A 14,232-nucleotide genomic window follows, 5' to 3' on the forward strand; every position below is an offset into this window, starting at 1 on the left:
CCACGGTGTAACTCCCTGCGTAATGGTGCCGCGAAGCGAGTCGGCGTTCCGCTTCGCCGCGAGCGCCTCAGTCTACGTAAGGCCCAACGCGCGTCCAGTGATTGGAGTTACAACCCCCACACCTAGACGCAAGCCCCATGATAGGCCGCGCTCACGGGCGCGTACCGAACATGGGGCCTTACGTACGGAATGTATGTGCTTGCGAGACGCCGATCAGCTGTTCGTCTTCATCAGGATGCCGAGGACGACGATGCACGCGAACCAGAGCAGACCGATCACGATGGTGATGCGGTCGAGGTTGCGCTCGGCGACCGAGGAGCCGCCGACGGACGACTGCATGCCGCCACCGAACATGTCGGAGAGGCCGCCGCCCTTCCCCTTGTGCATCAGCACCAGCAGCATCATCAGCAGGCTGAAGACGATCAGGGCGATCGAGAACCCCAAAACCACGGCTGGACCAACTTCCTCGGATTCGGATAAACGACGGGGACACAGCACCACGGCTGTGCCCCCGCCAGGGTACGACGGATCGCGTCTAGCGCATACTCACTGGTCGCGGAAGCGCACGATCTTGACGAACTCGTCGGCGTCCAGCGAGGCACCGCCCACCAGGGCGCCGTCGATGTCGGCCTGCGCCATGATCTCGGCGACGTTGCCGGACTTCACGGAGCCGCCGTACTGGATGCGGACCTGGTCGGCCAGCTCCTGGGAGTACAGCTCGGCGATCTTGGCGCGGATGGCGGCGCAGACCTCCTGGGCGTCCGCGGCACCGCAGACCTTGCCGGTGCCGATGGCCCAGACGGGCTCGTAGGCGATCACGACGGTCTCGGCCTGCTCGGCCGGGAGGTCCTTGAGACCGCCCTCGACCTGGGCGAGGGTGTGGGAGACGTGGTTGCCCGCCTCGCGGACGTCCAGCTCCTCGCCGACGCACATGATCGGGGTCAGACCGTGCTTGTAGGCGGCCTTGACCTTGGCGTTCACGACCTCGTCGGTCTCGTTGTGGTACTGGCGGCGCTCGGAGTGCCCGATGGTCACATACGTGCACTTCAGCTTGGCCAGCATCGGGCCGGAGATCTCGCCCGTGTAGGCGCCGGAGTCGTGCGCCGAGAGGTCCTGGGCACCGTACTTGATCTTGAGCTTGTCGCCGTCGACCAGGGTCTGCACGGAGCGCAGGTCGGTGAAGGGCGGCAGGACGGCGACCTCGACGGCCTCGTAGTCCTTGTCGGCCAGGGCGAAGGCGAGCTTCTGGACGTGTGCGATGGCCTCGAGGTGGTTGAGGTTCATCTTCCAGTTGCCCGCCATCAGCGGCGTGCGCCCGGAAAAATTAGATGCAGCCATTGAGGTCAGTCCTCCAGTGCGGCGAGGCCGGGGAGCGTCTTGCCCTCGAGGTATTCGAGGGAGGCGCCGCCACCGGTCGAGATGTGGCCGAATGCGTTCTCGTCGAAGCCGAGCGTACGCACGGCCGCGGCGGAGTCACCGCCACCGACGACGGTGAAGCCGTCCGATTCGACGAGGGCCTGGGCGACCGCCTTGGTGCCCTCGGCGTAGTCGGGGTGCTCGAAGACTCCCATGGGACCGTTCCAGAAGACGGTCCGGGCGTCGGCGAGCTTCGAGGCGTACAGCTCTCGGGTCCTGGGGCCGATGTCCAGCCCCTCCTGGTCGGCGGGGATCTTGTCCGCGTCGACCACGGTGTGCTCGGTGGGAGCCTTGGCCTTCAGGTCCGGGAACTCCGGGGAGACCACGACGTCCACGGGGAGCAGCAGCTCGACGCCGAGCTTCTCCGCGCGCTCCATGTACTCGGTGACGGCCGGGACCTGGTCCGCCTGGAGGAGGGAGATGCCGACCTCGTAGCCCTTGGCCTTGAGGAAGGTGTAGGCCATGCCGCCGCCGATGAGCAGGCGGTCGGCCTTGCCGAGCAGCTCGTCGATGACGGCGAGCTTGTCGGAGACCTTGGCGCCGCCGAGCGCGACGACGTAGGGGCGCTCGACATCCTCGGTGAGCTTCTTCAGGACGCCGACCTCGGTGGCGATCAGATAGCCGGCGTAGTGCGGCAGCCGGGCCGGGAGGTCGTAGACCGAGGCGTGCTTGCGGTGCACCGCGCCGAAGCCGTCACCGACGTAGACGTCGGCGAGGGCCGCGAGCCGGTCGGCGAACTCACCGCGCTCGGTGTCGTCCTTGGAGGTCTCGCCGGCGTTGAAGCGCAGGTTCTCGATGACCGCGACCTGGCCGGGCTGCAGGCCGTTCACGGCGTCGTGGGCGGCGGGGCCGACGGTGTCCTGGGCGAACGCGACCGGCGCGCCGAGGAGTTCACCGAGCCGCTCGGCGGCGGGCAGCAGCGAGAAGGCGGGGTCCGGGGCGCCCTTGGGGCGGCCCAGGTGCGAGGCGACGACCACCTTGGCGCCCGCCTCGGCGAGGGCCTTGACGGTGGGCAGGACGGCGCGGATGCGGCCGTCGTCGGTGATGACGCCGTCGGCGAGCGGGACGTTGAGGTCGGCACGGACGAAGACCCGCTTGCCGTCCACGCCCGCGGAGAGAAGTTCGTCGATGGTCTTCATGAGAGGAGACTCCTGAGGGCTCTTGTTCCTACGAGGGCCGATCTTCGCAGGTCGGCCGGGGCGGCCTGCACGCGCATCAGGGCTCGGGCAGCGCGACGGTGCGCTGCCCGAGCCCTGCGTGACGCATCAGCGGCCTGCTGCGGCCGATCAGAGCTGGTTGCCGACGAAGACCGTCAGGTCCACGAGGCGGTTGGAGTAGCCCCACTCGTTGTCGTACCAACCGATGACCTTCACGTTCTTGCCCTCCTGGACCATGGTCAGGGAGGAGTCGAAGGTGCAGGACGCCGGGGCGTTGACGATGTCGGAGGAGACGATCGGGTCCTCGGTGTAGTCCAGGATGCCCTTGAGCTCGCCCTCGGCGGCCTTCTGGAAGGCGGCGTTGATCTCTTCCTTGGTGACCTCGCGGCCGAGCTCCAGGACGAGGTCGGTGACCGAGCCGGTGGGGACCGGGACGCGCATGGCGATGCCGTCCAGCTTGCCCTTGAGCTGCGGGAGGACCAGGGCGGTGGCCTTGGCGGCACCGGTGGTGGTCGGGATGATGTTCTCGGCGGCGGCACGGGCGCGGCGCAGGTCCTTGTGCGGGAAGTCCAGGATGCGCTGGTCGTTCGTGTACGCGTGCACCGTGGTCATCAGACCCTTGACGATGCCGAAGTTCTCGTCGAGGACCTTCGCCATCGGCGCCACACAGTTGGTGGTGCAGGAGGCGTTGGAGATGACGTGGTGGCTGGCCGCGTCGTACTTGTCCTGGTTGACGCCCATCACGATGGTGATGTCCTCGCCGGAGGCCGGAGCCGAGATGAGGACCTTCTTGGCGCCGCCGGCGATGTGCTTCGCGGCGTCTTCCTTCTTGGTGAAGATGCCGGTCGACTCGATGACGATGTCGACGCCCAGCTCGCCCCAGGGGATGTCGGCCGGGTTGCGCTCGGAGAGCACCTTGATGGTGTGACCGTCGACGGTGATGGTGTCGGCGGTGTGGGACACCTCCTGCTTCAGACGACCCAGGATGGTGTCGTACTTCAGCAGGTGAGCGGTGGTCGCGGTGTCACCCAGGTCGTTGACAGCCACAATCTCGATGTCGGCACCCTGCTCCAGCAGTGCACGGAAGTAGTTGCGCCCGATACGGCCGAAGCCGTTGATGCCTACGCGGATCGTCACGAACCGATCTCCTCGTTGGTACGCCGGCCATGCGGTGCCGGCGAGCTGTATTTGGGATGTCCCCGACCACCCCCGACCCTACCCCTCTGGGGGCCCCGCGGTGACATCGAGATGCCGCATAAAAGGGCAGGCGGTCCGTACCGGCCAGTAGGGTACGGACCACCTCGGATCGGCGGTTGTTTTGCCGCTCTTTGTTACGTAATGCCGCCGCCTGTTGACGCTCTTTTCACTCGTTCGTGAGCGGGTCGGCTCACCTGATGAGTGCCACTTTCGCGCACCGTTGAGTGGGGGTCCCGCTCACATGTTGAATACGGCTGTCTCATCTGTCGAGCGAGCCGAAGGCCTTCCTCAGCAGGGCCGCCCGGTCGGCCGCCGACGGCACCTGTTCCAGTCCGAAGCCGAGCAGAACGGTGTCCGCGGTGGTGACCGCTCCGTACGTCTGGAAGAGCGTTCCGGTGCGCGTCCAGTCCTTCAGGACCGCCGGGCTGCCCGCGGGCGGTCCGGCCGCCTTCCAGGCGCCCAGGGACGACTCGAAGCCCTCGGTCTCCTTCGCCGTGCCGCCCACCACGAGCGAGGCGTCGTCGACGAGGACGCCGTGCCCGCCGCTGCCCGGGTCGGTGACGTAGCCGACCGAGATCTCGACGGACTTGCCGGCGTACGCGCTCAGATCGAAGCTCACCTGCTGCCAGCCGCCGGAGCTGCCGGTGAGGCTGTGCCACGAACCGGTGGTGCCGGTCGCGGTGCAGGCGTTGTTCGCGAGCGTGAGGTAGTGCCTGAGCCAGGGGTGCTCCCCGATCAGGAACCCGGCCCCGCACTCGGCCGGTACGGCCGTCTTCGTGGCGCCGCCGGCCTCCGGGAGTGTCGTCCAGTCGTCGGCGCCCACGGTGTGGGCCTCGACGACCGCGTGGTCGTAGCCGGGCTCGGTGTCCCACAACAGGCGGGCGCGCAGGGCCGGCTGGTCGGCGGCGGTGACCCCGGTGAGGTCGATGGTGCGGGTGAGGCGCTTGTAGGCGTCGTCGGTGTGCAGGGCCGCTGCCATGTAGGACCCGGAGTACGGGCCGTACGGGCTGACGGTCCCGGCGAACCGGCCCGCCCCCGCGCTCTTGAACTGCGGGTACGCGGCGGCGGGCAGCTCGTCCGAGGTGACGCCGTAGGTACCGGCCCCATCGAGCGGGTTGCCGGGCGCGTCACCGAGGGCGCCGGTGTAGCCGTCGAGGCCGCCGGAGCCGGTGAAGGCGGTGGCCCCCTTGGTCGACGTACGGCTGTAGGCGCCCAGGTAGTACTGGCTGAAGTCGTCCGAGAGGGTGCCGCCGCCGAGGTCGACGCTGCCGCCGGCCTGCTCGCCAGCCTCGATCAGCCGGCCGCCCTCGTTGAGGTAGGCGCGCAGCTGGAGCTGGGTGGCGTTGCCCGGGCCGTTCGCGCCCGAGTAGTGCACGACGGTCCTGAAGTGCCCCAGCACGCCGAGCGCGTCGGGCGCGCCCTGGGTGGCGACGTCCCAGACGATCGCCTTGTGCCCGGCCGCCTTCAGCGCGTCCACGTACGTCTGCGCCTGTGCGGCGGCCGCGCCCTCCTCGGCGACGACGAGGGTGTCGGCCCTGGGCCGCTCGGCGACGGTGTAGGTGAAGTGGGAGCTGGAGACCTTCCTGCCGTTCCTGGTCTCACCGGTGAACCACACCTCGACCTTGTCGCCCGGTTCGCCGTGCTGGACCTTGGCCCGGTACTCGTCGAAGTAGAGGTCGTCCTCGCCGCCGTAGGTCTCGCCGCCCTTCCAGTGCCTGAGCGTCCGGTCCCACGTACGGCCGCCGTTGACGCGGTACTTGAGTTCCTTGTCGCGCACGGCCTTGCGGACGACGACCGAGACCTCCTGGTCCGCGCCCCGCGCGTACGACGTGGAGAACGCGGCCGGGGTGAAGTCGGCGGCGCTCAGGCCGACCGAGGAGACCGGCCGGTCCGGGTGCGCGGCGGTCTCGGCGACCGAGAGCGCGAACGGGACGTTCTTCTCGAACTCCTGCCGGATCAGCTTCTCGTCGTCGGGGAAGTTGAAGACCGACTGACAGTCGTCCGGCTTCCAGGCGTCGTTCGGGTCGATGTCCGACGCGGTCTGACAGGTCGACATCTCGGGGGTGAACATCGCCATGCCGTTGACGTTCGAGGCGTGGCCGTCCGCTTCGCCGTTGGTGGTGTACAGCTCCGAGGAGACCTGCGAGCGGTAGCCGGGGATCGCCGGCTTGTCGGGCGTGCCGGCGAGCGCCTTGTAGAGCACGTCGTCCGGGGTGGGGGTGGCGACCTGCCAGCCGACGCCGTAGAGGAGGAGTTCGGCGGCGGAGTGGTAGTTGATGCCGTAGGTGAATCCGATGCGCTTCTCGAAGGCGTCGAGGGCCTTGGTCTCCGGCTCGGACTCGGGGCTCGCGCCGCGGTAGGTCTGGCTGGTGGGGTTCGGGGACGAACCCTCGTCGTCGTAGCCCCACTTGTAGGGGAAGTTGCGGTTGAGGTCGACGCCGTCACCCGTGCTGATGACGCCGTCGCCGTTGACGTCCCGCAGGTTCTTGCGCCACAGGCGGGTCGAGGAGTCCTTGAACGTGTAGTCGTAGCCGTCGGGGTTGGCCGACAGGACGAACCACAGCTCGGTGGAGTCGACGATCTTCTTGACGCGCCGGTCCGTCCCGTAGTTGTCCAGGTAGTAGTGCATCAGACGCCGGGTCATCTCCGGCGTGATCCACTCGCGCGCGTGCTGGTTGGACATGTACAGCACGGCCGGTTTGGAGCCGTCCTTCGACTTCTTCGCGTTCCTGGTCAGTTTGAGCGCGAGGACGTCCTGGCCGTTGATGGTCTTGCCGATGGACTCGACCTTGGTGAGGCCGGGGTGGGCCTGTGCGGTCCGGACGATCTCCTGTTCCAGGCCTCCGCTTCCGCCGTAGGGCCGGAACACGCCCTGGGCGGCGCCCTCGACGCGTGCCTCGGCCCTGGCCGAGAGGGCGTGCTCGGTGAGCCGGACGCCCTGCTTCTCCAGCTTCCTCGCCTGCTTGTCGGTGAGGTAGACCTCGACGGTGGTCTTCCCGTGCCCGGCCACCTGCTCGCCGAGTTCCTGGCCGTCCTGCCCGGCCTCGAGGAGCAGGGGAATCTGTTTCTGGGTGACGTCTGCCCGGAAGACCTTGACCGCGTCGGGGTCGGACGGGCCCGGTCCTGCGCTATGCGCCTGGGCGATGGGTGCAAGGCTCGCTCCCCCGATCAGGAGCGCGCCGACAGCGAGGATCGATCTCGCTCTGGGTCTCATGAACCCCCCTACCGGTGGTCCGCCACAGCGGCGGAACAGGTTGCCAGGCTCATGTCACTTCATGATCGAGTCAAGGGTGCCTCATGGACACGAAAACGCCGGTGCCGACCACCCGAATGGACGTCGGCACCGGCGAGTTGACGGTGTTTCGGGTCAGCCCGCCAGGTTGTCCGCCAGCTCCTCGCTGAGGTTGGCCTCCGTGCTCGGGATGCCCAGATCGGCGGCGCGCTTGTCGGCCATCGCCAGCAGACGGCGGATCCGGCCGGCGACCGCGTCCTTGGTCAGCGGCGGGTCGGCGAGAGCGCCCAGCTCCTCCAGGGAGGCCTGCTTGTGCTCCATGCGCAGCCGCCCGGCGGCCGCGAGATGATCGGGCACCTCGTCACCGAGGATCTCCAGAGCGCGCTGGACGCGGGCACCCGCGGCCACGGCGGCACGGGCCGAGCGGCGCAGGTTGGCGTCGTCGAAGTTGGCGAGCCGGTTGGCGGTGGCCCGCACCTCGCGCCGCATCCGGCGCTCCTCCCAGGCCAGCACGGACTCGTGCGCGCCGAGCCGGGTCAGCAGGGCACCGATCGCGTCACCGTCGCGTACGACGACCCGGTCCACGCCGCGCACCTCGCGGGCCTTCGCCGCGATGGACAGCCGACGGGCGGCGCCCACCAGCGCGAGCGCGGCCTCCGGGCCCGGGCAGGTCACCTCGAGGGACGAGGAGCGACCGGGCTCGGTCAGCGAGCCGTGCGCCAGGAAGGCCCCGCGCCAGGCCGCCTCCGCGTCACAGGTGGCCCCGGAGACCACCTGCGGGGGCAGGCCGCGGATCGGGCGGCCCCGGCCGTCGACCAGGCCGGTCTGGCGGGCCAGCTGGTCGCCGCCCGCGACCACGCGCACCACGTAGCGCGAGCCGCGGCGCAGGCCGCCGGGCGCCATCACGATCAGTTCCGAACTGTGGCCGAAGATCTCCAGGATGTCCCGCTTGAGCCGGCGGGCCGCCATCGCCGTGTCCAGCTCCGCCTCGATCACGATGCGCCCGCTCACCAGGTGGAGGCCGCCGGCGAACCGCAGAATGGCGGAGACCTCCGCCTTCCTGCAGCAGGTCCGGGTGACGGGGAGCCGGGAGATCTCGTCCTTCACCGCTGCCGTCATCGCCATGGGCCGATCCTTCCATGCATCCGAAAAATACGGTCGTACGCGGCGGCCAGCAGCTCCGGGTCGTGCCGGGGGCTGCCGTCGGTCCGGGCCACCGGCGCCAGCTCGACCGCGGCTCCCAGCCGCTTGGCAGCCTCGGTGAGCGAGTCGCGGTCGGGCACCGCGGCCTCGTCGGCCAGCACCACGTCCAGGGCGAGTTTAGGGGCGTGTCGCCCCAAAACCTCCAAATGACGCTGCGGGGAGAAGCCCTCGGTTTCTCCGGGCTGCGGGGCGAGGTTCAGGGACAGGACCTTGCGCGCCTTGGTCTCGGTGAGGGCGTCCAGCAGGTCCGGGACGAGCAGGTGCGGGATCACCGAGGAGAACCAGGAGCCGGGGCCGAGCACCACCCAGTCCGCGTCCAGGACCGCCGCGACGGCCTCGGGGACGGCGGGCGGGTCGTGCGGCACGAGGTGCACGGACTGCACCTCACCGGGGGTGAGGGCGACGGTCGCCTGCCCGCGCACGGTGTCGACCTCGTCCGGGCGCTCCGGGTCGTGCCCCTTGACCAGGGCCTGCAGCTCCAGCGGCACGGCGGACATGGGCAGCACGCGGCCGTGCGCGCCGAGCAGCTTGCCGACCAGGTCCAGGGCCTGGACGTGGTCGCCGAGCTGCTCCCACAGGGCCACGATCAGCAGGTTGCCGACCGCGTGGCCGTGCATCTCGCCCTGGGACTGGAACCGGTGCTGGATGACCCGGGCCCAGGTCTGGCCCCAGTCGTCGTCGCCGCACAGCGCGGCCAGGGCCTTGCGCAGATCGCCCGGGGGAAGCACCCCCAGCTCGTCGCGCAGGCGCCCGCTGGAGCCACCGTCGTCGGCCACCGTGACGACGGCGGTGAGATCGCCGGTGATCCGGCGCAGCGCGGCGAGCGAGGCGGACAGGCCCATGCCGCCGCCCAGGGCGACGACCTTGGGCTGGGCGCCGCGCCGGCGGACCCGGCCGCCGCGGACCTCGACGGGGCGAGCCGCCCGCGCGTCCGTCGCGGCACGGCTCGAACGGCCCTCCGGCACCACCCGGCGCAGCCTGCTCAGCCGCGATGTACGTTCCGTCATTCCCGTCCCATGTCCCGGTGTACGAGCACCGTCTCCACACCCTCGGCCGCGAGACGTGCGGCGAGCTTCTCCGACATCGCGACCGAGCGGTGCTTGCCGCCGGTGCAGCCGATGGCGATGGTCACATACCGCTTGCCCTCGCGCCGGTACCCGGCCGCGATGAGCCGCAGCAGCTCGGCGTAGCGGTCGAGGAACTCCTTGGCGCCGGGCTGGTTGAAGACGTAGGCGGCGACCTCCTCGTTGAGGCCGGTGTACGGGCGCAGCTCCGGGACCCAGTGCGGGTTGGGCAGGAACCGCATGTCCGCGACCAGGTCGGCGTCGACCGGCAGGCCGTACTTGAAGCCGAAGGACATCACGGTCGCCCGCAGCTCGGGCTCCTCCTCGCCCGCGAACTGGGCATCCATCTTGGCGCGCAGCTCGTGCACGTTGAGGCTGGAGGTGTCGATCACCAGGTCCGCGTCGCCGCGCAGCTCGCGCAGCAGCTCACGCTCGGCGGCGATGCCGTCGACGATGCGGCCGTCGCCCTGGAGGGGGTGCGGGCGGCGCACCGACTCGAAACGGCGCACCAGGGCGTCGTCCGAGGACTCCAGGAAGACGATCCGGCGCGTGACGCCCCTGCTGTCGAGGTCGGCGAGGGATTCGCGCAGGTTGTCGAAGAACCTCCGCCCGCGGACGTCGACGACGACCGCGATCCGCGCCACGTTGCCCTGCGAGCGGGCACCCAGCTCCACCATGGTGGGGATCAGGGCGGGCGGGAGGTTGTCCACGACGAACCAGCCGAGGTCCTCCAGACACTTCGCGGCCGTCGACCGGCCCGCTCCGGACATGCCGGAGATGATCACCAGCTCGGGGATGGCCGCTTCGGGCGCCCCGGCCGGCGTGGCATCCGTACTCACCTGTGCTCCGTTTTCCTCAGCCGCCTGCTGCGGCTCCCCCGCGGCCGCCTGATCTCGGTCCGCTGCGGGCTGTGCGTCGTGCTCGGTCATCTCTCCTGCCCCCGTCGTTCGTCCGGGAGACCCGCGGACACGGGCTCCCCCGAGGAACCCGCCGTCGTATCGGGTTCCTCGTCATCAATGATCTCTCCGGTCGCCGTGTTCACGGCGGGTGCGGCCGGAGCCGCCTGAGCGAGGGCCACTGCGATGGTCTCGGCCGTCTTCCGGCCTATCCCGGGCACCTCCTGGATCTCCTCGATTGTGGCGGACCGCAGCTTCTTCACCGAACCGAAATGCTTGATGAGCGCCTGTTTGCGGGTCTCGCCGAGGCCGGGCACGTCGTCCAGGGGGCCGGCGCGGAAGCGCTTGGCACGCTTGGTGCGCTGGTAGGTGATCGCGAAGCGGTGCGCCTCGTCGCGGACTCGCTGGAGCAGATAGAGGCCCTCACTGGAGCGGGGCAGGACCACCGGGTCGTCGTCGCCGGGCACCCAGACCTCCTCCAGGCGCTTGGCGAGGCCGCACACGGCGATGTCGTCGATGCCCAGCTCGTCCAGCGCCCGGCGGGCCGCCGCGACCTGCGGCTGCCCGCCGTCGACCACGACGAGCTGCGGCGGGTAGGCGAACTTCCTGGGGCGGCCGTCGTCGTCCTTGAGGGAGCTCGTGAGGGGATCGCCGTCGCCGAGGACCGGCTCGCCGTCGGTGAGCGCTTCCTCGCCGTCGGTCCACTCCCCCGTCTTCTCCTTCTCGGCGAGATAGCGCCTGAAGCGGCGGCTGATCACCTCGTGCATGGAGCGGACGTCGTCCTGACCGGCGAAGCCCTTGATCTGGAAGCGGCGGTACTCGCTCTTGCGCTGCAGGCCGTCCTCGAACACGACCATGGAGGCGACCACGTCGTCCCCCTGCAGGTGGGAGATGTCGTAGCACTCGATCCGCAGGGGGGCGCTGTCCAGGTCGAGGGCGTCGGCGATCTCCTCCAGCGCACGGGAGCGCGTCGTCAGGTCGGAGGCGCGCTTGGTCTTGTGCAGGGCGAGGGCCTGCTGGGCGTTGCGCTCCACGGTCTCCATGAGCGCCTTTTTGTCGCCGCGCTGCGGGATCCGCAACGAGACGTTCGACCCGCGGCGGCCGGTCAGCCACTCCTGGACCGGCTCGACCGGCTCGGGCAGGGCCGGGACCAGGACCTCCTTGGGGACGGCGTCCCCGGTCTCCTCGCCGTACAGCTGCTGCAGAGCGTGCTCGACAAGGGCACCCGTGGTGACCTCCTCGACCTTGTCGGTCACCCAGCCGCGCTGGCCGCGCACCCGGCCGCCGCGCACGTGGAAGATCTGGACGGCCGCCTCCAGCTCGTCCTCGGCGACGGCGATGAGGTCAGCGTCGGTCGCGTCGGCGAGCACGACCGCGCTCTTCTCCATGGCCTTCTTCAGGGCCCCGATGTCGTCGCGCAGGCGGGCGGCCCGCTCGTACTCCATCTCCTCGGCCGCCTCCATCATCTGCGTCTCCAGACGGCGGAGGTAGGTGCCGGTGCGGCCCGCCATGAAGTCGCAGAAGTCATCGGCCAGATCCCGGTGGTCCTCGGGGGCGATCCGGCCGACGCAGGGGGCGGAGCACTTGCCGATGTAGCCGAGCAGGCAGGGGCGGCCGGTGCGGGAGGCGTTCTTGAAGACGCCGGCCGAGCAGGTGCGCACCGGGAAGACCCGCAGCAGCAGATCGACGGTGTCCCGGATGGCCCAGGCGTGGCCGTACGGGCCGAAGTACCTGACGCCCTTCTTCTTGTGACCGCGCATCACCTGGACGCGCGGGAACTCCTCGTTCATCGTCACCGCGAGGTACGGGTAGCTCTTGTCGTCGCGGTACTTGACGTTGAACCGGGGGTCGTACTCCTTGATCCAGGAGTACTCCAGCTGCAGCGCCTCGACCTCCGTGGACACCACGGTCCACTCCACGGACGCGGCGGTGGTCACCATCGTCCGGGTGCGCGGGTGCAGGTTCGCCAGGTCCTGGAAGTAGTTCGCCAGGCGCTGACGCAGGCTCTTCGCCTTTCCGACGTAGATCACCCGGCGGTGCTCGTCACGGAACCTGTACACCCCCGGGGAGTCCGGGATCTCACCCGGCCTGGGGCGGTAGCTGGAGGGGTCGGCCATGTCTCACACCCTACTGGCGAGCACCGACACCGCGTCGCGCCTGTGGACAACGCCCACCGGCGCGGATCCCCCGGTCAGGCCCGATCGGCGCGGTCCCTCGCCACACTGCCCCCGAGGGCTGCATTTCCGGCCGTGTCGGCCCCCGAGAACCTGCCCGGCAGGGCACCCGGGCTGCACTCCTGCGGCCCGTGGCGGCCCCGGCCCGCACATGTGGGGGTCGCGGCTCGGCCAGGAGTACGCCGTGACCGGGTCGGAGGTGTTGTCGGGGTCTGGTCAACACGCTTCAATGCGGGGGAACTCGGGGCCGTGCACACCGGCCTACGGATGCGGTGTGCGCGTACAGGGGCGTCTCCCGACGCCCACGGGGGTGGCCCCGCACACCTGCGCCAGCGGTCTGACCAGCCGTCGCGACACCTCATAGAAAGGCCCCTGTGCATGCGGCACGCCACCGAGCACGCGGACGTCCCCACCGCGGAACTGGACACGGCCCTGCGGGGCGGCCCCTTCCACGTGGCGCTGCGCGCCGCGATCGCCGCCCGCGGACTGCCGCTCCAGCGCGTGCAGCACCATCTGTCGCGCCACGGGGTCAAGGTCGGTGTCACCAGCCTGAGTTACTGGCAGCAGGGCGCCCGCCGTCCGCAGCGCCCCGAGTCGCTGCGCGCCGTCCGGGCCCTGGAGGAGATCCTCCAACTGCCGGACGAGTCCCTGATCCGGCTGCTCACCGAGTCCGGCGAGCCCGTCTCCGGCCGCCGCACGTCGGCCCGCTCCTACCGCTCCCTGCTCGAGGCGTCCGACGCCCTGAGCCGGCTCCAGGGCGACCTGGGCTGGTCCCTCGACGGGGGCCTGCACACCCTCGGCCACCACGAGCGGGTCCGGATCGGCCCCCGCCGCGAACTGGCCGGTCTCGAATCCCACCACATCGTGCGGGCCCACCGCGACGGAGTCGACCGCTTCCTCGCCGTCCACCACGGCGACCCCGGCTGCAGCCCCCGCGCCATGGCGGTGCACGCCCTGGAGAACTGCCGGACCGGGCGCGTCCGCCTGGACCAGGACACCGGCGTGCTGGTGGCCGAACTCCTCTTCGGCACCCGGCTGCGCGCGGGCGACACCTTTCTCTTCCGGTACGGCATCGAGGACGGCACGGCGGGGGTCTCGCGCGAGTACGTCCACGGGTTCGGCTTCCCGGGCGGACAGTACGCGCTCCAGGTGCGCTTCGACCGGGCAGCGCTGCCGGCCCGCTGTCACCGCTTCACCCAGCACTCTCCCGCGGCCCCGCGCAGCGGCCGCCACGAGCTGACGGTCAGCGGGCCGCACCACAGCGTCCATGTGGTCGAACCCCGGATACGTCCGGGCCTGGTCGGCATCGCCTGGGACTGGGAGTGACGCGAGGCCGGACGCCCGGAGCCGGTGTGGCGGGCGCCGGTGTGGCGGGCGCCGAGTGCAGGTACCCGGGCGCCTCTCGGCGGGGTGGGCCGGTCAGGCGCCCGGACCGGCGATGATCCTGCCCTTCGACGCCTTCACCGGCAGCTCGTTCAACGGCTCGGTGGCCGGCGTCTGGACCACCTTGCCCGTCACGGCGTCGAACTGGCTGCCGTGGCAGGGGCAGGTCAGGGTCGTCCCCTGCAGCTTGTTGATGGGGCACCCCGCGTGTGTGCAGATGGTGCTGTACGCCTTGAGGGCCCCGCTCCCGTCCCGGCTGACCACCACGTTGTGCTCCCGGTAGAGCTTCGCGCCGCCCTCGGCGACCTCGCTCTCGGCACCGAGGTCGACCGGCGCGGTCGGCGTCGCGTCGGCGGTGGCGCCACCCGGCGCCGAGCAGGCGGCCAGCCCGAGCCCTGCCACCGGAGCCACGGCGGCTCCTCGAAGGACGGTACGACGACTCGTGGACGGGCGGGCCGATCGGGCGGACATCAGGTCTCCACTGGTCAGGGGGTGCGCAGGCCGACCATA

The 14,232-nt window shown here is 70.4% G+C and carries 11 protein-coding genes; 1 reads left to right on the top strand and 10 read right to left on the bottom strand.

Annotated elements, in window-relative coordinates; genetic code table 11:
- Window positions 1-213: 213 nt before the first annotated feature.
- The 9 genes from secG to uvrC all read right to left on the bottom strand — a co-directional run bounded on the left by secG (window position 214) and on the right by uvrC (window position 12,282).
- Complete coding sequence (gene secG / locus AC07DS_RS20325) at window positions 214-444, bottom strand: preprotein translocase subunit SecG (protein ID WP_403955762.1); 231 nt, start codon at window positions 442-444, stop codon at window positions 214-216.
- Window positions 445-546: 102 nt separating this feature from the next.
- Window positions 547-1,302 carry a triose-phosphate isomerase gene (gene tpiA / locus AC07DS_RS20330; RefSeq protein ID WP_479147514.1) on the bottom strand — a complete coding sequence of 252 codons (756 nt, stop codon included), beginning with the start codon at window positions 1,300-1,302 and terminating at the stop codon, window positions 547-549.
- Between the two features lie 41 nt (window positions 1,303-1,343).
- Window positions 1,344-2,555 carry a phosphoglycerate kinase gene (locus tag AC07DS_RS20335; protein ID WP_479147158.1) on the bottom strand — a complete coding sequence of 404 codons (1,212 nt, stop codon included), beginning with the start codon at window positions 2,553-2,555 and terminating at the stop codon, window positions 1,344-1,346.
- 147 nt (window positions 2,556-2,702) lie between these two features.
- Window positions 2,703-3,710: a type I glyceraldehyde-3-phosphate dehydrogenase gene (gene gap / locus AC07DS_RS20340; RefSeq protein ID WP_479147159.1), complete on the bottom strand. Its 1,008-nt coding sequence runs from the start codon at window positions 3,708-3,710 to the stop codon at window positions 2,703-2,705.
- 319 nt (window positions 3,711-4,029) lie between these two features.
- On the bottom strand, window positions 4,030-6,984 hold the full coding sequence (locus AC07DS_RS20345; protein WP_479147161.1) for a M14 family metallopeptidase: 2,955 nt from the start codon (window positions 6,982-6,984) through the stop codon (window positions 4,030-4,032).
- A gap of 153 nt (window positions 6,985-7,137) precedes the next feature.
- Entirely contained in the window at window positions 7,138-8,127 is a 990-nt protein-coding gene (gene whiA, locus AC07DS_RS20350) for a DNA-binding protein WhiA (protein WP_145874946.1), read from the bottom strand.
- Window positions 8,118-9,212 (bottom strand): gluconeogenesis factor YvcK family protein, encoded by a 1,095-nt coding sequence (locus AC07DS_RS20355; protein ID WP_479147163.1) that lies wholly within the window; start codon window positions 9,210-9,212, stop codon window positions 8,118-8,120. Before AC07DS_RS20355 ends, whiA begins: the two co-directional genes overlap by 10 nt.
- The gene (rapZ, locus tag AC07DS_RS20360; protein ID WP_479147165.1) at window positions 9,209-10,198 is read right to left on the bottom strand and encodes an RNase adapter RapZ; all 990 of its coding nucleotides are present in this window, start codon (window positions 10,196-10,198) and stop codon (window positions 9,209-9,211) included. Before rapZ ends, AC07DS_RS20355 begins: the two co-directional genes overlap by 4 nt.
- Window positions 10,195-12,282, bottom strand: a complete 2,088-nt coding sequence (gene uvrC, locus AC07DS_RS20365) for an excinuclease ABC subunit UvrC (protein WP_479147167.1) — start codon at window positions 12,280-12,282, stop codon at window positions 10,195-10,197. The genes rapZ and uvrC overlap by 4 nt, the downstream gene beginning before the upstream one ends.
- 435 nt (window positions 12,283-12,717) lie before the next feature.
- Between uvrC and AC07DS_RS20370 the strand changes: the two genes are divergently transcribed.
- Window positions 12,718-13,665 carry a hypothetical protein gene (locus tag AC07DS_RS20370; protein ID WP_479147169.1) on the top strand — a complete coding sequence of 316 codons (948 nt, stop codon included), beginning with the start codon at window positions 12,718-12,720 and terminating at the stop codon, window positions 13,663-13,665.
- 93 nt (window positions 13,666-13,758) lie between these two features.
- On the opposite strand, the gene AC07DS_RS20375 is transcribed toward AC07DS_RS20370, so the two are convergent.
- Complete coding sequence (locus tag AC07DS_RS20375) at window positions 13,759-14,193, bottom strand: Rieske (2Fe-2S) protein (RefSeq protein WP_479147171.1); 435 nt, start codon at window positions 14,191-14,193, stop codon at window positions 13,759-13,761.
- Window positions 14,194-14,232: the final 39 nt, after the last annotated feature.

It is taken from the genome of Streptomyces sp. NPDC044064, assembly GCF_056434245.1.

Bases quoted from the DNA above. Each gene is read 5' to 3' on its own strand.
- AC07DS_RS20355 (WP_479147163.1), bottom strand. From the start codon at position 9,212: ATGACGGAACGTACATCGCGGCTGAGCAGGCTGCGCCGGGTGGTGCCG.
- whiA (WP_145874946.1), bottom strand. From the start codon at position 8,127: ATGGCGATGACGGCAGCGGTGAAGGACGAGATCTCCCGGCTCCCCGTC.
- AC07DS_RS20335 (WP_479147158.1), bottom strand. From the start codon at position 2,555: ATGAAGACCATCGACGAACTTCTCTCCGCGGGCGTGGACGGCAAGCGG.
- rapZ (WP_479147165.1), bottom strand. From the start codon at position 10,198: ATGACCGAGCACGACGCACAGCCCGCAGCGGACCGAGATCAGGCGGCC.
- AC07DS_RS20345 (WP_479147161.1), bottom strand. From the start codon at position 6,984: ATGAGACCCAGAGCGAGATCGATCCTCGCTGTCGGCGCGCTCCTGATC.
- AC07DS_RS20370 (WP_479147169.1), top strand. From the start codon at position 12,718: ATGCGGCACGCCACCGAGCACGCGGACGTCCCCACCGCGGAACTGGAC.
- AC07DS_RS20375 (WP_479147171.1), bottom strand. From the start codon at position 14,193: ATGTCCGCCCGATCGGCCCGCCCGTCCACGAGTCGTCGTACCGTCCTT.
- tpiA (WP_479147514.1), bottom strand. From the start codon at position 1,302: ATGGCGGGCAACTGGAAGATGAACCTCAACCACCTCGAGGCCATCGCA.
- uvrC (WP_479147167.1), bottom strand. From the start codon at position 12,282: ATGGCCGACCCCTCCAGCTACCGCCCCAGGCCGGGTGAGATCCCGGAC.